This is a genomic window from Cohnella sp. GCM10020058, assembly GCF_042683485.1.
Taxonomy (GTDB): Bacteria; Bacillota; Bacilli; order Paenibacillales; family Paenibacillaceae; genus Cohnella.
In genome coordinates, this window is record NZ_JBHUJV010000004.1 from 178,797 (window position 1) to 202,979 (window position 24,183).

24 protein-coding genes are annotated in these 24,183 nt (G+C 61.4%); 13 read left to right on the forward strand and 11 right to left on the reverse strand.

Features of this window, described 5'->3' with window-relative positions; genetic code table 11:
* Positions 1-22 precede the first annotated feature (22 nt).
* Genes ACFSR7_RS07120 through ACFSR7_RS07150 form a run of 7 tightly spaced genes read right to left on the reverse strand, consistent with a single transcriptional unit; the run spans position 23 to position 7,720 of the window.
* A complete protein-coding gene (locus ACFSR7_RS07120; protein ID WP_378160013.1) occupies positions 23-886 on the reverse strand; it encodes an SDR family oxidoreductase in 864 nt (287 codons plus the stop codon).
* Positions 887-907: 21 nt separating this feature from the next.
* On the reverse strand, positions 908-2,068 hold the full coding sequence (locus ACFSR7_RS07125; RefSeq protein ID WP_378160015.1) for a GNAT family N-acetyltransferase: 1,161 nt from the start codon (positions 2,066-2,068) through the stop codon (positions 908-910).
* Entirely contained in the window at positions 2,065-3,393 is a 1,329-nt protein-coding gene (locus ACFSR7_RS07130) for a F390 synthetase-related protein (RefSeq protein WP_378160017.1), read from the reverse strand. Before ACFSR7_RS07130 ends, ACFSR7_RS07125 begins: the two co-directional genes overlap by 4 nt.
* Entirely contained in the window at positions 3,390-4,379 is a 990-nt protein-coding gene (locus ACFSR7_RS07135) for an MBL fold metallo-hydrolase (protein ID WP_378160019.1), read from the reverse strand. Before ACFSR7_RS07135 ends, ACFSR7_RS07130 begins: the two co-directional genes overlap by 4 nt.
* The gene (locus ACFSR7_RS07140; RefSeq protein ID WP_378160020.1) at positions 4,376-5,374 is read right to left on the reverse strand and encodes an NAD-dependent epimerase/dehydratase family protein; all 999 of its coding nucleotides are present in this window, start codon (positions 5,372-5,374) and stop codon (positions 4,376-4,378) included. Before ACFSR7_RS07140 ends, ACFSR7_RS07135 begins: the two co-directional genes overlap by 4 nt.
* A complete protein-coding gene (locus ACFSR7_RS07145) occupies positions 5,371-6,732 on the reverse strand; it encodes an ATP-grasp domain-containing protein (protein ID WP_378160022.1) in 1,362 nt (453 codons plus the stop codon). The genes ACFSR7_RS07140 and ACFSR7_RS07145 overlap by 4 nt, the downstream gene beginning before the upstream one ends.
* Entirely contained in the window at positions 6,722-7,720 is a 999-nt protein-coding gene (locus ACFSR7_RS07150; protein WP_378160024.1) for a beta-ketoacyl-ACP synthase III, read from the reverse strand. Before ACFSR7_RS07150 ends, ACFSR7_RS07145 begins: the two co-directional genes overlap by 11 nt.
* A gap of 333 nt (positions 7,721-8,053) precedes the next feature.
* Here ACFSR7_RS07150 and ACFSR7_RS07155 point away from each other — a divergent pair, with 333 nt between their 5' ends.
* From ACFSR7_RS07155 to ACFSR7_RS07185, 7 genes are all read left to right on the forward strand, one after another.
* Positions 8,054-8,716 (forward strand): GntR family transcriptional regulator, encoded by a 663-nt coding sequence (locus ACFSR7_RS07155; protein ID WP_282911840.1) that lies wholly within the window; start codon positions 8,054-8,056, stop codon positions 8,714-8,716.
* 86 nt (positions 8,717-8,802) lie between these two features.
* Positions 8,803-10,143: an extracellular solute-binding protein gene (locus ACFSR7_RS07160; protein WP_378160026.1), complete on the forward strand. Its 1,341-nt coding sequence runs from the start codon at positions 8,803-8,805 to the stop codon at positions 10,141-10,143.
* A gap of 40 nt (positions 10,144-10,183) precedes the next feature.
* Entirely contained in the window at positions 10,184-11,083 is a 900-nt protein-coding gene (locus ACFSR7_RS07165; protein WP_378160028.1) for a carbohydrate ABC transporter permease, read from the forward strand.
* Positions 11,083-11,952, forward strand: a complete 870-nt coding sequence (locus ACFSR7_RS07170) for a carbohydrate ABC transporter permease (RefSeq protein ID WP_378160030.1) — start codon at positions 11,083-11,085, stop codon at positions 11,950-11,952. The genes ACFSR7_RS07165 and ACFSR7_RS07170 overlap by 1 nt, the downstream gene beginning before the upstream one ends.
* Positions 11,953-12,001: 49 nt before the next feature.
* Complete coding sequence (locus ACFSR7_RS07175) at positions 12,002-13,048, forward strand: DUF6282 family protein (RefSeq protein ID WP_378160032.1); 1,047 nt, start codon at positions 12,002-12,004, stop codon at positions 13,046-13,048.
* A 68-nt stretch (positions 13,049-13,116) separates the two neighbouring features.
* Positions 13,117-14,520 carry an allantoinase AllB gene (gene allB, locus ACFSR7_RS07180; protein ID WP_378160034.1) on the forward strand — a complete coding sequence of 468 codons (1,404 nt, stop codon included), beginning with the start codon at positions 13,117-13,119 and terminating at the stop codon, positions 14,518-14,520.
* A gap of 67 nt (positions 14,521-14,587) precedes the next feature.
* Positions 14,588-14,977 (forward strand): helix-turn-helix domain-containing protein, encoded by a 390-nt coding sequence (locus tag ACFSR7_RS07185; protein WP_378160036.1) that lies wholly within the window; start codon positions 14,588-14,590, stop codon positions 14,975-14,977.
* A 61-nt stretch (positions 14,978-15,038) separates the two neighbouring features.
* On the opposite strand, the gene ACFSR7_RS07190 is transcribed toward ACFSR7_RS07185, so the two are convergent.
* On the reverse strand, positions 15,039-15,398 hold the full coding sequence (locus ACFSR7_RS07190; protein ID WP_378160038.1) for a DoxX family protein: 360 nt from the start codon (positions 15,396-15,398) through the stop codon (positions 15,039-15,041).
* A gap of 166 nt (positions 15,399-15,564) precedes the next feature.
* Here ACFSR7_RS07190 and ACFSR7_RS07195 point away from each other — a divergent pair, with 166 nt between their 5' ends.
* The 3 genes from ACFSR7_RS07195 to ACFSR7_RS07205 all read left to right on the forward strand — a co-directional run bounded on the left by ACFSR7_RS07195 (position 15,565) and on the right by ACFSR7_RS07205 (position 17,592).
* Positions 15,565-16,152 (forward strand): TetR family transcriptional regulator, encoded by a 588-nt coding sequence (locus ACFSR7_RS07195; RefSeq protein WP_378160039.1) that lies wholly within the window; start codon positions 15,565-15,567, stop codon positions 16,150-16,152.
* Between the two features lie 38 nt (positions 16,153-16,190).
* Complete coding sequence (locus ACFSR7_RS07200) at positions 16,191-16,898, forward strand: GDSL-type esterase/lipase family protein (protein ID WP_378160041.1); 708 nt, start codon at positions 16,191-16,193, stop codon at positions 16,896-16,898.
* A gap of 496 nt (positions 16,899-17,394) precedes the next feature.
* Complete coding sequence (locus tag ACFSR7_RS07205; RefSeq protein WP_378160043.1) at positions 17,395-17,592, forward strand: hypothetical protein; 198 nt, start codon at positions 17,395-17,397, stop codon at positions 17,590-17,592.
* Between the two features lie 14 nt (positions 17,593-17,606).
* Here the strand turns inward: ACFSR7_RS07205 and ACFSR7_RS07210 are convergent, their stop codons facing one another.
* Both ACFSR7_RS07210 and ACFSR7_RS07215 read right to left on the reverse strand, forming a co-directional pair.
* Entirely contained in the window at positions 17,607-18,605 is a 999-nt protein-coding gene (locus ACFSR7_RS07210; protein WP_378160045.1) for an alpha/beta fold hydrolase, read from the reverse strand.
* Positions 18,606-18,628: 23 nt separating this feature from the next.
* Positions 18,629-19,162 carry a PadR family transcriptional regulator gene (locus tag ACFSR7_RS07215; protein WP_378160047.1) on the reverse strand — a complete coding sequence of 178 codons (534 nt, stop codon included), beginning with the start codon at positions 19,160-19,162 and terminating at the stop codon, positions 18,629-18,631.
* 140 nt (positions 19,163-19,302) lie between these two features.
* Here ACFSR7_RS07215 and ACFSR7_RS07220 point away from each other — a divergent pair, with 140 nt between their 5' ends.
* Together ACFSR7_RS07220 and ACFSR7_RS07225 are read left to right on the forward strand one after the other, a co-directional pair.
* Positions 19,303-19,587, forward strand: coding sequence for a hypothetical protein (locus ACFSR7_RS07220; RefSeq protein WP_378160049.1), 285 nt, complete (start codon positions 19,303-19,305; stop codon positions 19,585-19,587).
* A gap of 91 nt (positions 19,588-19,678) precedes the next feature.
* Positions 19,679-20,659: a Gfo/Idh/MocA family protein gene (locus tag ACFSR7_RS07225; protein ID WP_378160051.1), complete on the forward strand. Its 981-nt coding sequence runs from the start codon at positions 19,679-19,681 to the stop codon at positions 20,657-20,659.
* Positions 20,660-20,807: 148 nt separating this feature from the next.
* Here ACFSR7_RS07225 and ACFSR7_RS07230 read toward each other — a convergent pair whose 3' ends face one another.
* Complete coding sequence (locus ACFSR7_RS07230; RefSeq protein WP_378160053.1) at positions 20,808-21,221, reverse strand: hypothetical protein; 414 nt, start codon at positions 21,219-21,221, stop codon at positions 20,808-20,810.
* Between the two features lie 189 nt (positions 21,222-21,410).
* On the opposite strand from ACFSR7_RS07230, the gene ACFSR7_RS07235 reads away from it, so the two are divergent.
* A complete protein-coding gene (locus tag ACFSR7_RS07235) occupies positions 21,411-24,110 on the forward strand; it encodes a winged helix-turn-helix domain-containing protein (protein WP_378160054.1) in 2,700 nt (899 codons plus the stop codon).
* Positions 24,111-24,183 lie beyond the last annotated feature (73 nt).

Here is a 24,183-nt window from a genome sequence, read left to right on the forward strand (position 1 = left end):
TGCATTCCGCCCCGTAAAATGGCTAGCACCCCTTGCGCATCAGGCGTCTCGTCACGGCCTCGATCGCCTGCCATGGCAGCAGCCTGCCGGCCAGCGGCAGCAGGCGCGCGCCGCGGCCGATCGGGTAGCGCAGCCGCGAGATGCGGCGCTTGTCGGCCAGGCGCCCCACGAGCTCGGCAACCTCGCGCGGGTCCGGCGCCGTCTCGGCTGTGCGCCTGGCGATGCGGAGCACAGCGTCGAGCGCGCCGGCATAGGGCGAGTCCGGCCGCGCATGCATCTCCGCGAAGCCCTTGGCCCAGATCGCCGTGCGGTACGCGCCGGGCTCGACGAGGGCGACGCGGATGCCAAATGGCGCGACCTCGTGGCGCAGGCTCTCGCTGAAGCCTTCGACCGCAAACTTGGAGGCAGCATAAGCGCCGAACCCGGGGATTCCCCACAGCCCGCTCACGCTGCCCATCTGAATGATCGTGCCGTGGCCCTGCGCCCGCATCGCCGGCAGGACGGCGCGCGTCATCGCCACCAGGCCGAGGAAGTTCGTCTCCATCTGCGCCCGCCACGCGGCCATCGGCACCTCTTCGACGAAGCCGCCGACCGCCATGCCGGCGTTGTTCACCAGCGCGTCGATCCGCCCGTAGCTCCGCAGCATACCCGCCACGGCGGTTTCAATTGCCGCCTCATCGGTCACGTCAAGCCTGACGACCTCGATGCGTCCGGCCGATCCGGCTAGCTCCGCTTGCTGCATGAGCGCCGCCTGCTTCACGGGGTCCCGCATCGCGGCGACGACCCGGTAGCCGCGCTTGGCCAGCTCGATGGCGATGAGCAAGCCGAAGCCGCTGGACGCGCCCGTTACCAACGCCGTTTTCTCAACCTTCCCATGCATCGCCATTCCTCGTTCCTCCGGACCCGACTACAGTTTGTATTTTTGCATCAGCGGTACGCCGATCTTCCCGAGCAGCCCTTCGAGTGCGGACCAGCTGCCTCTCCGCCATGCGGGCAAGTGCCGGTCGTACAGCGCCGTGTACTCGATGTCGGCAACCGCGCCGCGATTGCGCTTGAACTGCGCCGCGCCCGAGCTCTCGTGCAGCAGCAGTCCTCGTTCGCGGGCGATGCCGATCAGGAGGACCGATAGCATCCGATAGAGGCCGTGTTCCTGCGGTCGTGAGGTGTCGTACCCGAACAGAGGCGTCGTCATAGCGCCCTCCCGCGCGTAAAATCCGAGTATCGCTTCGAGTCTGCCGGTGGCGCCGTCGCGGTAGCCGTGAAGCTCGAGCGTGCCTTCGGCAAGCGCCTGCTCGTAGAAACGCGACGTGAACTGCGGATTGTGCAGCGAATATTTGTCCAGATACAGCAGCTTGTACAGTTCCGCAATGCGCGGGAGGTCCGCCGACGTCATCTCAGTGGGGCCGACTTCGACATAGCCGTGACGATCCGCCAGCGACCGGTCCCGCTTCAGCAGCCAGCGGGCTTTGGCGTTCCCGAAGTCGGAGTCGCCGGTTCGCAGCAGGTAGATTTGCCGGCTGGGGACGAAGCGGCATCGACGTCCGCGAAGCAGGTCCATTTCGCGCGGGTTCAGCGACGCGTTGAGGGAGCGGAAGGCGATGGCGTGGCCGGGAAACGCGCGGATCAAGCCGTCCAGCGCCGCCGACCACTGCTCGTCCGACAGCGCGGGATACAGGTTGGTCGACAGCAGCCAGTTGTTGACGTGCACGACGCGGTTGAACCGCGATGCCTTGAGCAGGCCGCCGATCCCGGTCAGCACCGCGGACAAGGCGGCGATGAGCGCGCGATTGCGGAGCAGCGAGAGCTCCTGCTTCGCATAGCTCACGTAGTGCGTGTAGGGCGAGCACACATAGGAGTTGGCGTACTCCGCATCGTTGACGGTGACGGGCACGGGGATGCCGTCGACGCTCATGACGAGGAGGCGCGTATGCACATTGCCGACGAACGCTTCGCTGCGCTCCTTCATGACGGGGATCAGATAGCTTTTCGCATACAGCCCGTATGTCGTGTCCGGCCAGGGACAATATTCGATATTCGTGCTGTCGTAAAAAACGACCGATAGGCTCACGGTGCGTACCTCCGTTCGACGCGGCGTAGTTTGCGGTCACCGGGCGTGCGTGCATAGGACGTAAAAGAGAGCTCGGGGGCCACGCAGGAGAGCCGCTCGCACAGGGCTTCGACCGCCTGTCGGATGCGCGACTCGGCAGTTTGGCGCAGTTCTCCGTTCCGCAGGTCGAATTCGATCGTCCAGCGATCCGGCGCCGTCTGTACGGCCCGGTACTGCTCGATCTCGACTGATGCGCCCATGATCGCCCGCGTCACGAAGTCCGGGTAGACGGGGACGGTCGCTGCGCCCGGCTGCAAGGCCGAGGCGTAGAAAATATCGTCGCACCGCCCCTCGATCCGCTCGATCGCGGTAAAGGGCGAACCGCAGGGGCAAGGCGCCGTGCGTTCCACGAGTAGATCGTTCAGCCGGTAGCGCACGATCGGCTGCGTCCGGCGCGAGAAGTCGGTGACGATCGGCACGAACGTGCGCGATTTGCCAGGAACGTAGTCCTTTTCGATATAGACGAGATCCTCGTTCAGGTGCAGCGTGCCGTGCGCGCAGGTGCAGCCGAGAAAGCCCTCGGTGCATTGATATACCTGATGTAAGGGCTGACCGAAGGCCCGTTCGATCGCGGCGCGGTCCAGCGGGTCGAGCACCTCGGCGGCGGCGACGATCCGGCGGGGGCGGACGCCCTCGAGGCTGCCTGATTGGACCGCGTCTGCCAGCATGCGCAGCATGGACGGCGGCGCGGCGATCAGATCCGGCTGCGCTGCCATTAGGCGCCGGAGATGCGCGTCGATCGGATCGAGCAGGTCATAGAACCCGAACTTTAGCCTCCGGCCTCCGACGGATGCGTACAGGTTGCTGTTCGCGCGCAGAAAAAAGGCGATCTTGAAGCGGCTGAGCGGCGAGACCGGCAGCAGCTTGCCGAGCACCGTTCCGGCCCAGGCCGCCTGCTCCTCGGGGCTCACGAGGAACAGACCGCGATTGCCTGAGGTGCCCGACGACAGGCCGACCGTGATGCCGCGCAGCGCAGGCGAGAAGTCGCGCGACCGCTCCGCCGCCTCCGCAACGGCGAACGCCTCGGATTTGGCGATGCCGACGGTGTTGAGCCGGTCGAAGCCGGCCATCATGGCGGACTTGTCGATCTCGGGAAAAGCGCGCCAATCCGCATCGGCGATGCCCGCCCACAGCTCGCGGTAAAATGGCGATTTGCGGCGCACGCGGGCAATATGGCGCAGTACGCGCGCCTCGCGCCAACTGTCGAACGCGGCCCGGTCCTGCCAGCGGCGGGCGCCGCGCCGGGCGAGCAGGTAGTGGCGGATGAAGCTGGCGGCTCTTTTCATCGCTTAGGCACCTCCAGGTCATCGATGGGAAAAAATTCGCGGCAATGGCTCGGCACGATGACGAGCGCCGGATCTGCGGCCTGCCAGCTTCGCAGCAGCTCGAAGCTGTCGCGGTAAGCCCGCCGGTCGTCCATGACGATGCCGGCGGCAGGATGCGGCGGGCGGTTCTCGCGCAGCGCCCGGCTCGACCAGGCGGCGTCGGCGCACAGCAGATAGCGCGTCGGAATCCCCGCGCGGGGCGGGGCAGCGGGAAGCGGCGGAGGCGCGGCGGGAAAGTCCGTCGCGACCGCACGTCCTGGGGCGGCTGGGGCAGCATTTGCGTCAGCGGGGGTGGGCGGCTGCCAATCGGCAGCATGGAGCAGCAGGCCGATCTGGCCGGCGGCATGCCCCGGGAGGCTGACGGCGATCAGGCTGCCGTCGCCCAGCAGGTCCCGGCCGCCGCCTATCGGCGAAGGACCGGGCAGCGGCATCCATGGGGCGGTCCGCTCGATAGGCGCCGCCGTGTCTGCAAATTCGTCCGGCAGCAGGCCCGGGAGGAAGCCCGCGCGCGTAGACCGCACCGGTCCGAGGCGGCGCAGCGGCGCATAGGCGTCTTCGGGATACAGGAACCGTGCGCGCGGGAAGTCCCGCGCGCCGGCGATGTGGTCCGCGTGGAAGTGCGACAGGATCACGGTGCCGATCTCGTCCGCGCGAATGCCGAGGCGTTCGAGTTGACGGACTGCGGCATCTTCCTCCCGGTAGCGGACGGGCGTGAGCCGGCGGTATAACGCGTATGGAAGCCGCTGCGTCAGCGCTTCGAAGCGGGCGGAATAGCCGGTATCGAACAAGATCCAGCCTTGGACGGGATGGCGGATCAGCGCAAAGCCGGCCGGATACGCCGCCGTGCGCAGCGAGCCGCCCCGGATCGTCACGAACTCGGGGTGCACGCAATAGCCCGCCGCCATTAGCTTCATTTCTACCGGCACGATCTCTGTGAATGCGCTCATCGGCTCTCCCTCCACCAGGCGGCGAAACGCTGCAGCCCGTCGTCGATGCTCACGCGCGGCGCATAGCCGAGCGCCCGGCGCGCCGCCGAGATGTCGAGCGTCTGGCTGTAAGCGAGCAGGCCGACGGTATAACGCGTGAAGGGCGGCTCCGCTCCGAGAAACGGCATGATCCGGTAAGCGCGCTCCATCAAGGAGCCCGCGGCCAGCGCCGTGCGCAGCGGGATCTCGCGCGTGCGGAGCGGCTGCTGCAGGAGCTCGAACAGGCGCCGCAGCAGGTCGATCAGGCGGACCGGCTCGCCGTTCGAGATGTTGAAGACCTGTCCGGCTGCCGATGATGGCGCGAGACAGGCCGCCTTCAGGGCGTCCACGACGTTGTCCGCGTAGGTCAGGTCGAGCAGCGCCTGCCCGCCGCCGATGAGCGGAATGCCGCGTCGTTCGTTGACCCGCATCAGCCGGGGGAACAGCGAGCCGTCCTCCGGCCCGAAGATGGCTCGCGGGCGCAGGATGACCGCGTCCAGTCCCTGACCCGCCGCGCCCTGCACGACTTGCTCCGCGATCAACTTGGTCGCCGCATAGGCGTTGACGGGTCGCTTGGGCAGTGCGGCATTTTCCTTCACGCTCAGCCGATCGCTGTAATCGAAGTAAACGCTCGGCGTCGAGACGTGCACGAGCCTTCGGACGCCGTGTCGGAGGCAGCCGGCCGAGACATGGGCGGTGCCGGCGACGTTCGCCGCCTCGAAGTCCCGATAGCGGCCCCACGGGGAAGACAGCGCCGCGCAGTGAATGACATAATCCTGGCCCGCGCATGCCTCGGCGGTCTCTTCCGGCTGCGTGCCGATATCGATTCGGCGGAACGCGATGCCGGAAGCCGCAAGCCGCCGGCCGGCTTCGGCATTGCGCCCGATGCCTGTCACGGTCCAACCCGCCTCCGCGAGACGCAGCGCGGTTGCCCGTCCGAGGGAGCCGGTCGCGCCGGTGATTAACGCTCTGGTCATCGTTCACCATTCCATTCGATATCGATTGTCGACGCTTCCTGGAGCGTCAGGCCATGCCGGACCGCAGTCCGTCTGAGCCAGGCGAACAGCCGCAGCTGCTCGGCCGCGGGGGCGGGGTCCCCGCGCCGGTACACCGCGTCGCGGCTGCCGGCGAAGGCGCGCAGCCACTCGCGCATCCTGCGTTCGCGGACGGCCTGTGCGAGCCCGTACGTCAGCATCGCGGGAGACAGCATGGCGCCCGCGCCGGGCCCGGGCGTCGCTATCGCCCCGCTCGCTGCGAGCCCCGCCGGCGCAAGAAGCGCCTCCGCCAGCCCGTCCCCCGGGCGGAACAGATGGATGCCGCTCGTGGCGCGCGGATTGCATTCGAGCGGATAGACCGCGCCGTCCGGCTCCGCCATGAAGTCGAACGCGATCTGTCCCGTGAAGCGCGCGTGGCGGACGAATCGCGCGACCCAATCCGCCAGCGCCGGCTGCGCTTCGGCCGCGAAGTGAATGCTGGCGCCCCGCCCGGCCCGGAAGCGGCTGCGATACGCGGCGAACGCGGCGAGCACGCCGTCGTGCGCAATGCCGTACGTGCACCATTCCACGCCGCGCAGCAGCTTCTGCGCGATCCAGGGGCGGCGCGGCGATACGCCGCCGGCTTCGTCCAGCTTGCGGCGGACCGCCTCCCTGACCGAAGGGGATAAGCGCCCCTCGCGCGGCTCGACCGCGATGACGCGCGCAGCGAAGCGCGAATACGCGGGCTTCAGCACGAGTCCGTGCGCGAACGCGTCGTCCGCCAGCAGCGGCAGCCAGCCGTCCGGCGACTCGAAGATCGCCGTCGGCGGCGCGGGGAGACCCGCTTCCTCCGCCAGCCGGATAAACGCGCCTTTATGATGCAACCTGTCGAGCTCGTCCAGCGGCGCGGCGAGCACCTCGCAGCGGCCCGCGAACCGGTCCAGCTCCCGCGAGACGTGGAAGATCTCTTCGCACGTCGGGATAATGGCGTCGATGCGGCACTCGTCCGCGATTCGAGCCAGCGACGCCGCGAAGCCTGCCGGGTCGAACGCAGGTGCCGGTACGGGGAAGCTGCGCTCCACTGCGCGGGACGCCCGGCAGAGATGATAGGGCGCGCTCTCTGCCGCGAACACCGTATGTCCGGCCGCCCGGAGCAGCCGGGCGAGCTCCAGCGTAGCGGGCGCTCTGCCGCCGGTGAGCAGGATGCGTTTACCGCCGCTCGAACTGTCGTCCTCCGAGCTGTAGCCCGCGAAGCTGTCGCCTGCCAAACTGCCGCCAGTCACGCTGGCAGCCGTTTGCTCCCTGCCGGGCAAGCCTTCGCTTTTCTCGGCCTCGTTCCCGGACCGCGGCTCAGTAATCAAGCACAAGCCCTCCGAGCGTCAGTCCCGCGGCCGTCCCGATCATCAGCACCCGGTCTCCCCGGACGATCCGTCCCGCGCGGATCGCCTCGTGCAGGCCCATCGGGATCGAGGCCGCGATCGTGTTGCCATGGTCGGGCGTGATATAGACGAGCTGCGACTCCGCGATGCCCAGCTTCTTGCGCAGCAGGCGCACGGCCATCGCGCTGCCCTGATGGGGCACGACAGCTTTGAAGTCGGACATGCGCGAGCCGGTCGCGCGCAGCAGATCGTCCGCGAAGTCGGGCAGCAGGCGCGCCGCCATCTTGAAGATCGCGGGACCGTCCATGCGGAACAGATAGTCTTCCGGCTCCGCAGGCCGCAGCCCGCGCGGATGGCGCCGCGAGCCGCCGGCGCGGATCTCCGAGAAGGCGGCGCCGTCCGCGTATGTCCGCAGGGATGCGCCCACGATGGCGGATCGCTCCCCTTCTCCGGCGGGACCCAGGACGACGGCGGCCGCGCCGTCGCCGAACAGAGCGGCGCTCTCCTTGTGCCGCCAGTCCAGCCCGAGCGACGCGATCTCCGTCGACACGATGAGCGCGCGGCGGTAGCGGCCCGCCGCGATCATGCACGACATGACGTCCAGCGCGTTGAGGAAGCTGAGGCAGGTGGCGTCAATGTCGAAGGCGGGTACGCCGGATCGCTCCTGACCCATTGCCTGCTGAATATAGACGGCGGTGCAAGGGAGCGCCTGCTCGCGCGTGCCGCTGGCACAGACGAGGCAGTCGATATCGGAAAAGCGCAGCCCTGCATCGTCCAGCGCCGCATAGGCAGCCTTCGCGCCCATCTCCGACGCGGTCTCTCCCTCCGCGAAGTACCGGACGGCGACGTCTGTCGTCTTGCGCGTCCATCCGCGGGCGACGCCCAGCCGATCGTCCATCTCTGCATCTGTAACCGGGCGTCCGGGCAAGTATTTGCCGATACCGTATATTTTGACTTTGCGCATCGTCATGTCGTGTACGCTCCTTTCGGGCTGGCGCATTCTTTGTTACGTCCATTGTGCCGGAATGCACGCCGACCCGGTAGTACTAACTATTCATGGTACCATCGTTTTTCGCGGAAGGCGCTTAAATTTTGACAAAATATGCGGGGCGAGGCCTTAAGGCGCCGCCGAGAGAATAGCGCTCCCCACGCCGGTCGGGCTGGCGCTTCCGACAATGCCTATATGTGCGCGCTGACGAAAATCCGCCACCTGCATTGACCGGACCCGCCGCCGCATCTAGAATGTCAGTATATCTAACATGATTGCTGCCGTATAAAGGTGATAATGAAAGGGAGGGCCGCGGTGAGCAAAAAAAAGGAGCATGAAATCTACAAGGAGATCAAGTTGGCGATCACGCAGCATAAGCTGTTGCCCAACATGCAGTTGATCGAGGATTCATTGGCCGATGCCTTCCAGGTAAGCCGGACGCCCATTCGCAACGTGCTCCGGAGATTGGCCATGGAAAAGCTGCTGACGGTCATTCCTTACCGCGGCGCATTTGTATCTTGTCCAAGCGTTGAGGATGCGCGGTCGGTATTCGAGATGAGGCGTGTCATTGAATCTTCCATGGTGAGGAAAGTATGTGCGGTGGCTTCCGAGGCGCAAATCGATGAGCTGCAGCGGTTGCTGCAGGAGGAGCACCGGGCGAGCCATGACGGAGATGTCATCGGGGCGCTCGATGTGACGGTCGATTTTCACCTGAAGCTGGCGGAGCTCGCTCAGAACAGCTACTACTACACCTTTTTGGAGGAGCTGATCTCGCTTACGGCAGTCATCATCGCGTTGTACGGTTCAAGCGAAACCTTCTGCCGCGATCATGAGCAATTGGTGGAGGCGATCGTGCTCCAGGATGGGGAACTCGCTTCCCGAATTATGACGGAGCACCTGCTGCAAATCGAGCGATCGCTTGATTTTACGGTGAAGACGGGCAGCGTAATGAATTTGACGGATATTTTTCAGCGCTAAATTTTTTTTGCGCACGATTGTATCCAATTTTGGATGCCAAATTGTGCAAGGCTTGCAACAGACAACAGATAAGGGGAGCGGAGAAAATGAAAAAATGGCAGGCTGTGCTTGGCGTCAGTGTAACGTGCGCAATGCTGATGAACGGATGTTCAAATAAAGCGGAGACTTCAAATTCATCGAAAACGGCGGACGGCGCCGTATCGATCAAGCTGATGCATCGATATCAAACGTCGAATATCGGCAAAAGTCCGGAGGACACCGCCGTGCTGGACGGGGTGGAACGCTTCAAGAAGGATCATCCCGAAGTGGAGATCGTGGAGGAGCAGCTGCAAAACGAAGACTACTCCATCAAGGCGCAGGCGCTGGCAGCTGCCGACGATATGCCGGACGTGTTCATCGTACCCGGTTCCTGGATGACGAATTTCGTGGCGAACGGCATCGTGCTGCCTTTGAACGAGGAGCTGGATAAGCGGCCCGAATGGCGGGATGGCTACCGGCCAGGAACGCTGGATGCCGGCACGCGCGACGGCAGCGTGTACGGCATTCCGATCGCATCGGGGCCGACGCACTTGATTTACTATAATGCAGACCTGTTCGCCGACATCGGCTATGACCATTTCCCGAAGGACTGGAATGAAGTGATGGACGCCGGCAGCAAGCTTGCAGCCAAGGGAATCAATCTATTTTCTTATGGCGACAAGGGAAAAGGCTATGCGCTATCGAGCTGGATCAGCGCCTTGACCGACCGGTACAACGGTCCCGCATGGACGGAATCGATCCTGGCCGGCAACGGGGCTGCCTTTACCGACGCGGGCTTCATTCAGGCGATCTCGACGATGTCGGATCTGTCAAAGGCAGGTTACCTCAACAAGGATATGAACTCCGTCGATGGCGATACAATGGTCTCTTATTATTTTGAAGGACGCTCGGCCGCGTTCGTCAGCGGGATCTGGTCGGCGATGAACGTCGTCAACAATGCGCCGGACAACGTGAAGAACGCAACAAAGGTAGCCGTGTTCCCGGCTGCTCCGGGCGGCAAGGGAAATCCGCTTGCTTCCTCCGGAGGCGCCGGCGTCTATTACAGTATCAATGCGAAGATTAAGCCAGGTCCGAAGCTGGATGCGATAATGACGCTGCTGGAATACATGACGGGCTCGCAGAGCGCCAAGCTAATGGCGGAGGTGGGCGGGTTCCCTGCTTTTGACCCCGGACAATTCGATTCGGCGAAGCTTCACCCGATTGCCCTTGCCGCTTATGAAGCGAGTGCGGCGGCGGATGCGACGAAAATCTTCGACCTGTGGTTCGATGCCTCGATCGTCGAAGTCATCAATACCGAAATTCAAAGCGTCATGTCCGGCGCGAGAACGCCCGAGCAGATGGCGGAAGCGGTGCAGCAGGCATATAAGACTTTCCTGTCCAAGCGATAGTACGAGACTGCTTGCTTGATCTCGAATAAGGAGGTATCCCATGGGCAAAGCGCTTCGTCCTACGCGTTGGCTGACGCTGCTCTATCTGCTGCCCGGTCTTGCCGTCTATTCGTTTGTCGTGCTGGTCCCGATTCTCTCGGCTTTCAGGTACAGCTTCTACTCCTGGACGGGCGGGCCGAGAAGAAGCTTCATCGGCCTCGATAACTACGTCGAGATTATGCGGGACCATGTATTCTGGCATTCGTTCCTGAACAATGGACTCATGACCGTATACGGGTTAATCGGGCAGGTCGGGCTTGCGTTTTTATTCGCCTTGTTTCTGCTGTCCAGAGCGGTCCGGTTCAAAGCGCTCCACCGCACCATCAGCTTCTTCCCTTCCACCTTGGCCCCGATCATCATCGCTTTTCTTTGGACGCTCATTTACAACTACAATTACGGCCTTTTAAATGAAGGGCTCAAACTGCTCGGACTCGAACGGCTCGCCCAATCCTGGCTGGACCTGTCCGGCCCGATCGTCCTGCTCGTCTCGATCCCGCTCTCCTGGCAGAACATCGGCTTCTATACGCTCCTCATGCTCGCCGGCCTATCGGCCATAAACAAAGAGGTGCTGGAGGTCGCGGAGCTCGACGGGGCGACCGGCTTCCGCAAAGCCTGGTACGTCATCATTCCGCTGGCCAAGCCGACGCTGATGGTCGCGTCCCTGCTCTGCATCGCCAATAACATGCGGGGCTTCGAACATATCTATGCGATGACGGGCGGCGGGCCGGGGAATGCCTCCTCCGTCATGGCGCTATACGCCTACGACACGTCGTTCCTGCGTTTCCGCTATGGGTACGGATCGGCGCTCGCGATTGCGATCATGGCGTTAACGCTTCTCATTATTATGCTTAGCGCGTTTGCGCTTCAGCGCAAACGCAGCACGGACGGAGGTGTCTCGTAATGGAGCTGCGGGCGGAGCTTGCGACAGAACGAGAATCCCCCAATCTCATGCGCTTCGGCAAGAAGCTGGCCATGAACGGCATCATGCTGCTGTTTACCGCAAGCTGCATCTTCCCGCTTTTATGGCTGGGCTATTCCTCGCTGAAGACGCAGGCAGAATTCTCGAACAGCATCATCTCGCTTCCGGGCAAGCTGCACTTCGAAAATTACGTTGAAGCCATCAAGCTAACGAACATGCCGCAATTATCTTTGAACAGCATTAGAGTAACCGCCATATCGGTCGTTTTGATCGTGCTGATCGCGTTTATAACCGGGTATTTCGTCGCCCGGCTGCAATTCAAGGGGAAGCGGCTGATGGTCATCTACTACTTGTTCGGCCTGCTCGTACCGATCCATGCGCTGCTTGTCCCGGTGTATCTGCTGTTCAAAGAGACCGGACTTGCCGACCATTGGTACACGCTCGTTATTCCGTATGTCGCCTTCAATCTGTCGATGCCGATTCTGCTCGTCTCGAGCTATGTGACGGGCATTCCGAAAGAGATCGAGGAAGCGGCCGCCATCGACGGGCTGAGTTTCAGCCGGACGATGTTCATGATCATCATGCCGATGGCGGCGCCGGTCTTGACGACGGTCGCTATTCTGCAATTTTTCGCCTGCTGGAACGAATTCTCGTTCGCGCTTGTGCTGCTGAAGGATGCTTCGATGCGGACGGTGCCGCTGGGCATGTCGTATTTTAAATCGCAATACAGCACGAATTACCCGCAATTGATGGCCGGCATGGTGCTCTCGATGCTCCCGGTCACCATTATGTATTTCGCCTTCAGCTCGCGTATTATTGCCGGCGTTATGGCCGGCGCTGTGAAAGGGTAGACGGCGTCTGCTATTCGCAACCCATTTTCATTACAGGAGGAATGATCCCATGTTTGATTCGTCGTCGTCCGTCCCATCCCTTACCGTTGACCGTTCCAAGTGGAACGAATCGTTCTACCGCCGCTCGATGGAGCTGCCCGACGAGCTGTTGATCGGGGCGATCGACAGCCATGTCCATGCGGGGCCGGTCCTGAACTCGAATCCGGGACACCAGGATCCGATTCAGGTGGCGCAGGAAGCGGCGGCCGCGGGTATGAGAAGCATCGTCTACTACGACGTATTCGGCTGGGCTTCCGGTATGGCGTGGGTCGTCAACCGCCATGTGCCGGGCATCCATACGTACGGGGGTTATCTGATGAACTCCTGTCACGGCGGAATGAATCCGCGCTCGGTACGGACAGCGCTGCATATGGAAGAGGGCTGCCGGTTCATCAGCTTTGGCTCGCACTGTACGCGTTATTCGGCAGAGCGCGAATCGACGCTTGTCGACGGCAAACTCGTCCCTTTCAAGGACGCCTTCCCGAAGTTCGCGGAGAAGGAGCTGCCCGTCGCGACGTCCATTCCGACGGACGGCACGGTTACCGAGGAACTCGACGAGATCCTGACGATGGTGGCCGAGCGCCCGCAGGTTTATTTGAACACCGGGCATGTCTCGGTGCAGGAAGCGTTCCGGCTGCTTGATCTGGCCGAGCAGTATGGAATCAAGAAGGTGCTGATCGCCCATCCGGTCAGAGGCCGGATGACGGTCGAGCAGCAGAAGGAAGCGGCGGCCAGGGGCGCCTTCCTGGAGGCATGCCTCGTCGATTGGCTGTACCCGGACGTGCCGCGCACCCACTATTACGTGGAGAAGGAATATATGGACATGGGAGCGGAGCTCGGCCGCCATACGAATGCGGTTGCGTGGATGAAGACGATCAAGGAGGTCGGTATCGACAGGTTCGTCCTCGGCACGGATTACGGCATTCGCGCCGCATCGACGCCGGTGCAGGGAATGCGGACCATGGTCGCGACGATGCTCGATTATCAGTTCGCGCCGGAAGATATTTATCATATGATCGCGTCGAATCCGGCGAAGCTCATTGGTCTCGACGATTAATCCGCGAGGAGAAGGCGGCGCAAACGATGAATGGGCTTGAAACAGAACGACAGGGGTGAGTAAATCGAATGAAAAACGAGCCGTCTTCCGCAGACCGCTACGATCTCGTTATTATCAACGGTCAGGTTGTGCTTGAGGATCGCGTCGCGCAGCTGGATATCGGTATCCGCAATGGCCGAATCGAACATTTGTCAGCCTCTGTCGAGCGCGGCCGGGCAGCCGTTATCGATGCCGCAGGGCTTGTCGTGATGCCGGGCATGATCGATGCGCATGTCCACTTGAACGAACCGGGACTTGGCCATTGGGAGGGCTTCCGGAGCGGCTCGTCGGCGCTGGCTGCCGGCGGATGCACGACCTATATCGATATGCCGCTTAACGGCATTCCGCCTACCGTGACGGTTCAAGCGCTGGCGCTTAAACGCAAGCTGGCAGCCGGCGCTTCCTACGCGGATTATGGCTTCTGGGGCGGGCTTATGCCCGGCTATCTGGAAGAGCTGGCACCGCTCGCAAACGCCGGGGTTGTCGGGTTCAAGGCGTTCATGTCCTCGCCTGGCGACGACCATGAGGACGCCTTCCGGCGTACCGACGATCAGGTGCTGCTGGAGGGGATGAAGCGGATCGCCGAGCTTAACAAAGTGCTGGTGCTGCACGCAGAGGAAGAGTCGATTGTTGCGAGGCTGACCGAACTGGCACGTCGTGAGGGGAGGAGCGGAGCGGCCGATTATACCGGCTCGCGGCCGGTAATCGCCGAGGTCGAAGCCGTGCAGAAGGCGCTCGATTATGCAAAGCAGTCCGGCTGCCGGCTGCATTTTGCGCATATCAGCAGCTCGGCTGCCGTCATGGCGATCCGTCAGGCGAAATTAACGGGAACGGATGTGACGCTCGAGACTTGCCCGCATTATCTGACCCTCACGGATGCGGATCTCGCGCGAATGGGCGCTGTGGCCAAGTGCGCCCCGCCGCTTCGCAGCCGCGAGGAGCAGGCGGAGCTGTGGAAGTGTCTCGCACAGGGCGACATCGATCTGGTTGCCTCCGATCATTCGCCTTGCCCGGGTCAGCTGAAGGCGTCGAGCGACCTGTTCGTCGCTTGGGGCGGCATTGGGGGGGCTCAGAGCTCGCTGGAGCTGCTCGTGGACGAAGGACATCTGAAGCGCGGAATTCCGCTGACTCATATTAGCCGGCTGCTCTCGGGCGCCCCGGCCAAAAACTTCGGCTTCGAGCGCATGAAAGGCGCGATCAAGCCTGGGCTTGACGCGGATCTGGTGCTGCTGGATTTGAACGAGCCCTATATTCTCGCCGCCGGGCAGCTTCATCAACGGCATAAGCATTCGCCGTACGCAGGCCGCAGGATCGGCTGCAAGGTGAAAAAGACATTGCTGCGGGGGGGCGTCATCTACGACGACTCCCACGGCTTCGCTGCGATCGAGAGCGGGATAGAAGTGAAGGCTTCGCATCGGATCGCCAGCTGCTAGAGGTCCGTCATTGCGCCTGGCAAAAAGGGAAGCGAAGGACGAATACACGTCTGGGAGGTTGAAGCGGATGGAGCCCGTCGCGAACAAGCAGGCAGAAGATCGGCTCATGCTCGAATGGATGCACCTGTTTGAGAAGCTGCCGCAGGAAAGCATGACGGCCTATGTCGACCGCTATCTGGGAGGGCTGCTCGCGATGAAGCCGGACCGGGCGTGCGACAAGCCAACCTTAAAGGAGCGGAACGAACGCAGGCAGCGGGAGGAATTGCTGCTTACGCTGGAAACGCTGATCGCGTGCGACGGCCAAATCAATGAGCTGGCCGCCAAAATGTTCATTCACCGGAATACGGCCGCTTACCGGATCGAGAAGCTGGAAAAGCTGCTCGGCATGCCGCTAAAGCAGACCGAAAGTTTGCTTAGGCTTAAGCTTGCGTTTATTTTTAAAACGATGCTGCGTTGAATTCCAGAAACGTCCGTGCCGGCGAGCGCCTCCCCGAGATTCGATCGGGGAGGCGCTCGGCTTAGTTCGGAAAATCGCCCAGATCCGAGCCGAGCAGCGCGGCGAGCACGATGGCGAGGATGGCCAGCACCAGCGCAGGCGTGATCGCGCCGAATTTGTCCTTGACGCGTACGTGGAAGGCGACGGCGCCGAGCATGATGACGCCGATCAGAACGGCGCCCCAGGCGGCCCAGCTGTCGCGCCAGAAGCCGACGACGAGTCCGGCGACGCCAACCAGCTGCAGCAGCCCCGTGACCACGCGAAACCATTGCGGCAGCCCCAGTTTGCTGAAGTTTTCAACCTGCATTTTAATTCCTGTGACCTTGCCAAGTCCGGAGACGAAAAACAACAACGCCAGAAGAATTTGAAGAACCAGAACCATGAATGCCTGCCCCTCTCCCGCACTTGAACTTATGCAACACCTGTTGCTTACGTTATGATAAGATAACGGTAACCTGCCGACAACCGTCAAGTTGACCGGGATTATCGCTTAAGCGACAAAAGGGCCGTATTGTCTGAAAAGTGGCCGATTGCGAGGGGGAAGAGGCTTGGAGGAATCGAAGACGGATCCGCGCGTCCTGCGTACGCGGCAGTTGATCCTGGATGCGTTCAATGCGTTGATTCCCAACAAGGATATCAAGGACATTACGATCGGGGACATCACGAAGCGGGCGACGATCAATCGCGCGACCTTCTACGCCCATTACGCGGATAAATACGAGCTGATGGAGGACGCGCTTTCGCAGATGTTCAAAGACAGTCTGATGCAGAAGCTGTCCTGCCATGCCGACCTGAACCGGGCGACGCTGACAGGCATAATCGTGACGCTGTGCGAGTTTCACGCCAACTTCAGCACGCAGTGCGCGCGCAGCTACGAGGCGATGAGCCCCTATATCGAGAACAAGATGGTCAAGCTTTTGAAGGGCGTATTCCGGCAGCTCTTGAGTCAAAAATCGTACCTGGACGACGCGGCGGCGCAGCGAATGTCCGTCATCCTCAGTTGGATCGCGTACGGTCTTGCGAGAGATTGGAACACGGACGGCCGTAAAGTAACGCCGGAGCGGCTGGCCGAACAGGCGATTGCAGCACTCTCCGCGGCGGTCCGGGAGATCGACGGGGTCGGACTTCCGGTATGACTTTTTCAGGGGATATGAAGGAAGACGGAGGGGTTCGCATGACGATTGAAGGCAAAGCGCTCAACACGGCAGTAATCCCGGTCTCCAAGCTGGAGGAAGACAGCTACGACTGGTGGGCCCGGCACGAGCAAGTGCTGAGAGAGCAGCAGGCGATCAATCCGGAGGTCGTCCTGATCGGCGATTCGATCACGCATTTCTGGGGAGGCGAGCCTTGGCCGGAAAACGTGCACGGAAACCGGGAGGCCTGGAATGCCGTGTTCGCTCCCTACCGGGTGTTGAACATGGGTTTCGGCTGGGATCGCACGCAGAACGTGCTGTGGCGGCTCGATCACGGCCAGCTGGACGGGCTGCGTCCGCGTACGGTCGTCATTCTGATCGGGACGAACAATACGAGCGAGACGGAGAACGCGCGAGCGAACAGCCCGGAAGAGATCGCCGAAGGACTGCGCGCGATCTGCGACCGCGTGGAAGCAAAGGCTTCAGGCGCCAAGATCGTTATCATGGCGGTATTCCCGCGCGAGCACGAGCTGGACCATCCCCGGCGCAGGACGATCGCGGAGATCAACGAGCGGTATGCGGCGATCGCGCAGGAGCGCGGGTATACGTTCGTCGACATCGGTCCCAAGCTGCTCGAAGCCGACGGGACGCTATCGCAGGAGACCGCGCCGGACTACTGCCACTTGACGGAGCGTGGCTACGGGCATTGGGCGGAGGCGCTGCGCCCGCTGCTGCCGGAAATCCGTTAATTCAGCTTAAACTTAAAAGACAGCGGCAGCCTTGGACGATGAAAAAGGTCCTTGGTTGCCGCATTTGATGCATCATCCTTTTCACTCCTAAGTTTCTCTCTTCGCTTACAATCTCTTATTTTTCTTTTCGTCAATGTATATATCCAGAGCCGTAATCCCCCGGGTAGCAAGTTTAATGAACAAATACAGGCTGTACAGCCCAAGCAATAAAAACAGACCGTAAACAATAATCAATGTTGTCGGTAAAAGTGAAAACGCCGTTGATTCCATATACTCATCCACCTTATCCTTAAAATTAGGTCATTAGCATTTATATAATTAATCCTTATACTACCATATGTGGAAGCTGGATTCTTTCATGAAGACAAGCGACCTCTTTTGGCGGGTTCGGGGAGGGTAGGTATCGCACCGCACGAACTATCGCGACCTGGAGAAGATTAACGCCGCGGGCATTCCGAATCGTCTCGTTCGCGGGGAGCGACGAGGGCTCGAGATTATGGAGCAATTCCGTATCGACCGGCAGATCTTCACGCTCGAAGACTTGCAGTCGATCCTGACTGCGCTGAAGGGCGTCCGGGCTTCGCTCGACGACGAGGAGATGGACGGGCTGCTGACGAAAATCAAGGCGCAGGTCGCAAGGTCGGAGCAAAAAAAGCTGGAGCTATGGAAGAGTAGATTGCCGCAAATGATGTAAATGCGGCGGATCGCTTATAGTATAGCGTCAAGCCACGGTCGGATAAGCGGCAGTACCTTGGCAGCTTGCATGGCTTGGGTATGGTCGAGCCCCTCGAGCGCTCGGACTTCCCAGCCGAATGCTTCAAGCGCTCCGCGGTTGCGCGCGAAAGCGCCGGCAATATCGACCGTGACGCCGCCGAAGGCGTCGCCGTACGCGATGATATCATGCGTGCCCGCGAAGCAAAGACGGGGCATGCTCAGCCGCGATTGAGCCGCGTGATCGTCAAAGTTCTGCAGCGCCTCATACAGCGTGACGAATTGCCGGGTCTGATCGCGATTCATAGCGACCTCGACGGCAGACCAATCAAAGTCCTCCCAGGAGGCGGCATCTGCAGCGCTTCCACTCCGGCCCTCGGCGCTGCTCCAGTCCACATTCGCCATGCCGTCAGCGCTGCTCAAGCTCGTATCCGCCACGTCTTTTTCGATATTTTTTGCAGTATCCTTAGCGTCCGAATCGCCTTCCTTCCCATCAACCGTCTCGCTGCCCGGCTCCCATTGCACCCCGCCCTCGCCAGACATGGCATGCGTGGCCTTCGTGACCTGCAGCATCTCGCGATACGGGCCGCCGACGGGAGGATAGCCGCCCATGATTAGCGCGGAGAGTCTATCGGTGCGCAGGGCCAACTGCATGCCGGCAAGCGCCAGCCAGGAGTATCCGTAATAAGCAAAGCGTCCGGCGCTCGCAGCGTCCGCGATGGCGAGAAAGTCCGCCGCTACATGGTCGGGCGTCAGTGTATCCGGCTTCGGCTTGCTTAACGCATGGCCCTCGTAGTCGAAGGCAATGACCCGATACCGGTCGCGAAGACCGTCAATTAACGTTCGTCCGAGCGCAGGGTCCGTGCCCCATTTGCGCATCTCTTCCGCCTTCGGCCCTTCTAGCGGCCAGGGATTCACCGGTAATAAGATGGCGGGCCCGTCCCCTTCGGCCTCGACTTGCAGTGGGTGGCCGTCGTGCATGGCAACTTCGATCATCTTCCTGCTCCCCTCTTATTCGTTTATTCCGCTTCATCCGCAAACGCATATTTTCCATCATGCAGCGACTGCAGCAGCCGTCCGGTAGCCGTTACGGCGTGTTCCATATAACCGGCCCACATGCCGACAAGCTCCGGATGCTTGGACGGATCAGACGGTTGAGGCTCCGTCGGGAGCGTCCGCAGAAATGCGGCTGCTGCTTCCTGCGCGGCAAGCCGCTCTTCCAGCAGCGCGATGACCCGCTTCCGGGATAGCGTCTCCATGAACGCAATGCCTGCCGCCATCTGCTGAAAGTCGTTGCTCTTCAGCGCCGCTTCGAGCAGCTTCTTAAATTCCGTTTCGCCACCCGGCGTCAGCGTGTATTCGGTCCTCGCAGGCCCGAGCTTGACCGGATCGCCCGAGTCCTCAGCCCGGATCAGGCCCTGGGCTGCCAGCTTATCCATCGCATGATAGATCGAGCCGGGTTTAATATTTGTCCAGGCCTCGGCCCGCCAGGCGGTCAGATCCTGATGAACGCCGTAACCGTGCGTGACGCCCCGCCTCCGAATCGTTCCCAATACGAGCAATCTCACAGACGACAACTTGATCAGTCCTTTTCCTCATCACATTATTTCAGTATAGGTTACCTATTCAAATTTGAATAGATGCTAAAATGCTTGACGAATAGCAGATATTCGCCTAGATTTTACCATTATTTGTGCTTGGAACGTTAAGAAGGAGGAGCGACGATGATTCGGATTGGGGTAATCGGCGATTACAACAAGGAGTCAAGGCGCATGTCGCGATTCCTGAGGCGCTGCGGCTGACCGCTGACGCGCTTAACTTGCAGGTCGATTGCAAATGGATTCCGACCGCCTATCTGAACGCCAACACCTTCATCCGCACGTTCAAAAAGCTTACCGGCCTGTCGCCGGGCGAATACCGCAAGGAGACGCTGCGTGACGGCGGGGCGCGGGGTGAAAGTGTGGACGTAGGTGGATAGTCGGCGGACGGATGCGGGGCGTGGGGCGAAAGTGTGGACGTAGGTGGATAGTTGACGGACATCATTTTAGAGTGAAAAGGCGTGGATGAGCATGGTGTATCGTGCAGCGGTCGTCGGCGGAGGGGCTATCGCGGAATCGCATCTGGAAGCGATCTCGCAGATGGCGCAGGTACAGGGCGTCGCGGTGGCGGATTTGGTCGGGGAGCGGGCGGAGGCGCTGGCGGGCAAGTACGGGGCGACGCCGTACACCGACTATCGGGAGATGATCGTCCGGGAGCGGCCGGATATCGCCATCGTCACGCTGCCGCATTATTTGCATAAGGAGGCGGCTTTGTTCTGTCTGGAGCAAGGCTGTCATGTGCTGCTTGAGAAGCCCATGGCGCTGGACGTCGAGGAGTGCGACGAGATCGTCGCAGCGGCCCGGCGGAGCGGGTCTGCGCTGCTCGTCGGGCACACGCAGCATTATATCGCCGAGAACCGGGCGGCCAAGCGGATCATCGAGGAAGGCAGTCTGGGCCGGCTGGTCATGATCAACGACGTTCGCAACGTCTACTACTTCAGGGAGGAACGTCCGTCCTGGTTTTTCCGGCAATCGCTTGCGGGGGGCGGCATTCTGATGAATTTGGGCTCCCATTCGATCGACAAGATCACCTGGCTTGCGGGTTCCGCGGTAGACAAGGTCTCGGCTTCTGTGAGCGATCAGGGGGAGAAAGGCGATATAGAGGGAGGCGGCATGGCGTTCCTGCGACTGCGGAGCGGCTTGTCCGCCACGATCTCGCTGTCGGGCTACAAGGGCCACGCCCGGAACGAGACCGAGCTCGTCTTCACGGCGGGCATGCTGCGGCTCGAGACGGGCAAAGCGCTCTGGATCAGCCGCGGCGGAGACTACGAGCGGGTGGATACGGAGGTGCAGGATCCGCCATTCGTGCTGCAGCTCCAAGACTTGATCGCCTGCATGGAAGGGCGGCGTGGCGCAGCGGATCTGCTCGCGCACTCCCGGCATGCGATCGCTGTCGTGCGGGCGATCTATGCTTCCGGCGCTTCGGGACGGGAGGAGACGGTGGAGAAATAGATGATACGCGGCGGTCGTGCGGTCAAGGCTGCTCCTCGAACTCCCCGTAAAAGATAGGAAGCGTATAGCGCTTACCGTCCGTCGCGATTTCGATGCCGACGCCTCTCGACAGCCAAGCTCGTTAACATAGCCCCGCCTCCTTGGACAGTTACAACTCCAACAATCGGCCTAATTGATCAAACCGCACGCCTGGCTCCACGACGATTCCGCTTAATTGATCTACTGTGCCCGGGCAGGCAAGCACGGTCAGCGCTCGGTCCATAGACCCGTCCGAATAATGCAAAAGGACGTCAAACGAATTCGTCGAAGCGGGGCAGCTCTTAAAAGCGACCGATGGATGCGATTCGTTCATTTGCCGGATAATTGGGTCCGTCTCCTTGCCTTGAATGATACTTTGGCCGAGGATGATATCCGGCGATTGCTTTTTAATGATTACGATGTAATTGGGATTTGGCTGCAACGGTTGAAAAACCTTTTCTGCCTTTTTGCCATTGCAGCCCGTTAGGGCAGTCGCTAGGACGAGCAACAGCAGCGCAGTCCATTTTATAGCGGTATTATTCATGCACGGCGTTCCTCCATAATTTCCATATGATGGTTAGACGCGCGTGCATGGAGAAAGTTCCTGTCGGTCTTCCTACCATCGCGTACGCAAGTGCCGGCTGCGCTGATAAGCGTGACTTGCAGTAGAGAAATGCTGCCATTCACGCTATCCTATTGGATATGAACCGATAGAATGGGGCATCGTCCAACCATGCATGCGCAGATCCTAACCACGAAGCTGTATATCCCCGTATCCCGGTCCAAGACCGTTCCGCGGCCGCGTCTGTTCGAACGATTGAACGAAGGGCTGGACCGTAAGCTCACCCTTGTCTCCGCCTCCGCGGGTTTCGGCAAGACGACGCTGATCGGCGAATGGGCCGCGGGATGCGGCCGTCCTGTCGCATGGCTCTCCTTGGACGAACGGGATAACGATGCCGCGCGTTTTCTGGCTCATCTTGTCGCCGCGGTGAACAAGATTCCTGAGACTATCGGAGGAGACATAGCTAGCCCGCGCATATCCCAACCGTCGTCTGCCGAATCCGCGCTGACCATCCTGCTCAATGAGATCTCGGCGCTCCCGACTCCTTTCGTTCTAGTTCTCGACGATTTCCATGTCATTCGCGCGAAACCGATCTACGACGCGGTTGCCTTCCTGCTTGAGCATCTTCCCCCGCAAATGCACCTGATCATTGTGACCCGGGAGGATCCGCAGCTGCCGTTAAGCCGGTTGCGCGTGCGCGGCGACCTTACCGAGCTTCGTGCCGCGGACCTGCGCTTTTCCGCCGGCGAAGCGGCCGCATTCTTCAACGAGGCGATGGGTCTGGCGTTATCGGCGGACGACATTGACGCATTGGAGAGCCGTACCGAGGGCTGGATCGCGGGGCTCCAGCTGGCTGCGCTCTCCATGCGAGGGCGCGAGGACATTCCGGCATTCATTCGCGCGTTCGCCGGAGACAATCGATATATCATCGACTATCTGGTCGAGGAGGTCCTGCGCCGTCAGCCGGAATCGATGCGGAGCTTTCTGCTTCAAACCTCCATTCTCGAGCGATTGTCCGGGCCGCTGTGCGATGCCGTCACCGGCGAAGGGGAGGGCAGCGCGCGATTGGATGCGCTGGAGAAGGGCAATTTTTTTGTCGTCCCGCTGGACGACAGGCGCGAGTGGTATCGGTACCATCATCTCTTCGGCGAGGTGCTCGCGGTCCATTTAAAGGCGGACCAGCCGGATCGGGCAGCTGAGCTGCATCGGCGTGCAAGTCGATGGTACGAACAGTATGGCACAACGGCCGATGCGATTCGCCACGCATTGGCGGCGGGCGATGTCGCGCGAGCGGCGGACCTGATCGAGCGGGCCTGGCCGGAGATGCGGAGACTTAGGCAAGGGCTTGCCGTACTGGGCTGGCTGAGAGCGCTGCCCGACGAGTTGATACGCCGCAGACCGGTCTTGAGCGTCGAATTCGCCTGGGCGTTAATGGCCGGCGGGGAGTTCGGGGCCGTCGAGGAGCGCCTTCAGGACGCGGAACGCTGGCTGGAAACTACCGCGAGTAACCAAGCCAGTATGGCCGACAGAGCCGTCGTGGACGAAGAGGAGTTCCGTCATCTTCCGGGCACGATCGCCGGGTATCGCGCCGCGCGCGCCCAGGTGCTGGGCGATATCCCGGCAGCGATCCGATATGCCCGGCGGGTCCTCGAACTCGTGCCGGAGGGAGATCATCTTCGGCGCGGCGCGGCGGCGGCGCTCTTGGGATTGGCGGCGTGGACGAGCGGCGATCTCGAGACCGCGTACCGGATGTTCGACGAGGGAATGGCCGGCGTGCTGCTTGCCGGCAATATCTCGGACGCGATCGGGGGCACGATCGCCTTGGCCGATATCCGGATTGCGCAAGGCCGGCTGCGCCAAGCGATGCGGGTCTACGAGCGAGGCTTGGAGCTAGCCGAGGCGCATGGCGAGCGTATGTCGCGGGGGGCGATTGATATCCACGTGGCGATGAGCGAGCTCGACCGCGAGCACAACGATCTTCAGGCCGCCGCGGATCGCCTGTTGAAGGGCAAGGAACTGAACGAGCGCGCCCTTCGCCCGCAGATCGGCTATCGCTGGTACGTCGCCATGGCCCGGATCGCGGAGGCGAACGAAGACCTGAACGGTGCGCTCTCGCTTCTCCAAGAGGCGAAGCGGCTGTATAAAGGCCATTTTTTTCCCAATGTGCGTCCGGTCCCGGCGATGAAAACACGGGTCTGGCTCGAGACGGGGAAGCTGGACGATGCCTTAGATTGGGTGCGAGAGCAGGGATTGTCCGCCTATGACGAGCTGTCCTATCTGCGCGAATTCGAGCACGTCACGCTCGCCAGGGCGCTCCTGGCGAAGTATAGGCGCGATCGCACGGATCATTCGATTACTCGAGTATCGGGGCTGCTGGAACGCTTGCTCCAAGCGGCAGAGGATGGCGGGAGAACGGGGAGCGCGATCGAGATTTTGATCCTGCAAGCGATGGCTCATGATGCCCGAGGCAACCGCTTTGCTGCGCTTGTGCCGCTGGAACGCGCCTTGACCTTGGCCGAACCGGAAGGCTACATCCGCGTCTTCGCGGACGAAGGCCAGCCGATGGCCGTCTTGCTTGAAGCTGCTTTAAAACAAGGAGTCTCCCCCGGGTATATAGCGCAGCTTCTGTCCACGCTTGGTAGAGCCGAGCGCGGAACGACGCACAAGCAGGCGCTATGCGAGCCCTTGAGCGATCGGGAGCTGGAGGTGCTTCGGCTGTTCCGAACCGAGCTGAGCGGTCCGGATATGGCCCGCATGCTCCATATCTCGCTGAATACATTGCGGTCTCATACGAAAAATATTTATAGCAAGCTCGAGGTGAACAACCGCCGCGCTGCGGTTCGCCGGGCGGAAGCGCTCGAGTTAGAATAGCGCTTCCGCGTCTCTTTATAGCCCCGTTTCCGGTCGGTTTAGCGGCCGGCGCGGGGTTTTTTCGCTGCATAAA

Excerpts from the sequence above, each read along its gene's own strand:
- ACFSR7_RS07190 (WP_378160038.1), bottom strand. The coding sequence starts at position 15,398 with ATGGTTCTGGTTCTTCAAATTCTTCTGGCGTTGTTGTTTTTCGTCTCC.
- ACFSR7_RS07230 (WP_378160053.1), bottom strand. The coding sequence starts at position 21,221 with ATGAATAATACCGCTATAAAATGGACTGCGCTGCTGTTGCTCGTCCTA.
- ACFSR7_RS07225 (WP_378160051.1), top strand. The coding sequence starts at position 19,679 with ATGGTGTATCGTGCAGCGGTCGTCGGCGGAGGGGCTATCGCGGAATCG.
- ACFSR7_RS07205 (WP_378160043.1), top strand. The coding sequence starts at position 17,395 with ATGGAGCAATTCCGTATCGACCGGCAGATCTTCACGCTCGAAGACTTG.
- ACFSR7_RS07160 (WP_378160026.1), top strand. The coding sequence starts at position 8,803 with ATGAAAAAATGGCAGGCTGTGCTTGGCGTCAGTGTAACGTGCGCAATG.
- ACFSR7_RS07210 (WP_378160045.1), bottom strand. The coding sequence starts at position 18,605 with ATGATCGAAGTTGCCATGCACGACGGCCACCCACTGCAAGTCGAGGCC.
- ACFSR7_RS07170 (WP_378160030.1), top strand. The coding sequence starts at position 11,083 with ATGGAGCTGCGGGCGGAGCTTGCGACAGAACGAGAATCCCCCAATCTC.
- ACFSR7_RS07130 (WP_378160017.1), bottom strand. The coding sequence starts at position 3,393 with ATGAAAAGAGCCGCCAGCTTCATCCGCCACTACCTGCTCGCCCGGCGC.
- ACFSR7_RS07200 (WP_378160041.1), top strand. The coding sequence starts at position 16,191 with ATGACGATTGAAGGCAAAGCGCTCAACACGGCAGTAATCCCGGTCTCC.
- ACFSR7_RS07235 (WP_378160054.1), top strand. The coding sequence starts at position 21,411 with ATGCATGCGCAGATCCTAACCACGAAGCTGTATATCCCCGTATCCCGG.
- ACFSR7_RS07185 (WP_378160036.1), top strand. The coding sequence starts at position 14,588 with ATGGAGCCCGTCGCGAACAAGCAGGCAGAAGATCGGCTCATGCTCGAA.
- ACFSR7_RS07150 (WP_378160024.1), bottom strand. The coding sequence starts at position 7,720 with ATGACGATGCGCAAAGTCAAAATATACGGTATCGGCAAATACTTGCCC.
- ACFSR7_RS07135 (WP_378160019.1), bottom strand. The coding sequence starts at position 4,379 with ATGAGCGCATTCACAGAGATCGTGCCGGTAGAAATGAAGCTAATGGCG.
- ACFSR7_RS07165 (WP_378160028.1), top strand. The coding sequence starts at position 10,184 with ATGGGCAAAGCGCTTCGTCCTACGCGTTGGCTGACGCTGCTCTATCTG.
- allB (WP_378160034.1), top strand. The coding sequence starts at position 13,117 with ATGAAAAACGAGCCGTCTTCCGCAGACCGCTACGATCTCGTTATTATC.
- ACFSR7_RS07175 (WP_378160032.1), top strand. The coding sequence starts at position 12,002 with ATGTTTGATTCGTCGTCGTCCGTCCCATCCCTTACCGTTGACCGTTCC.
- ACFSR7_RS07120 (WP_378160013.1), bottom strand. The coding sequence starts at position 886 with ATGGCGATGCATGGGAAGGTTGAGAAAACGGCGTTGGTAACGGGCGCG.
- ACFSR7_RS07140 (WP_378160020.1), bottom strand. The coding sequence starts at position 5,374 with ATGACCAGAGCGTTAATCACCGGCGCGACCGGCTCCCTCGGACGGGCA.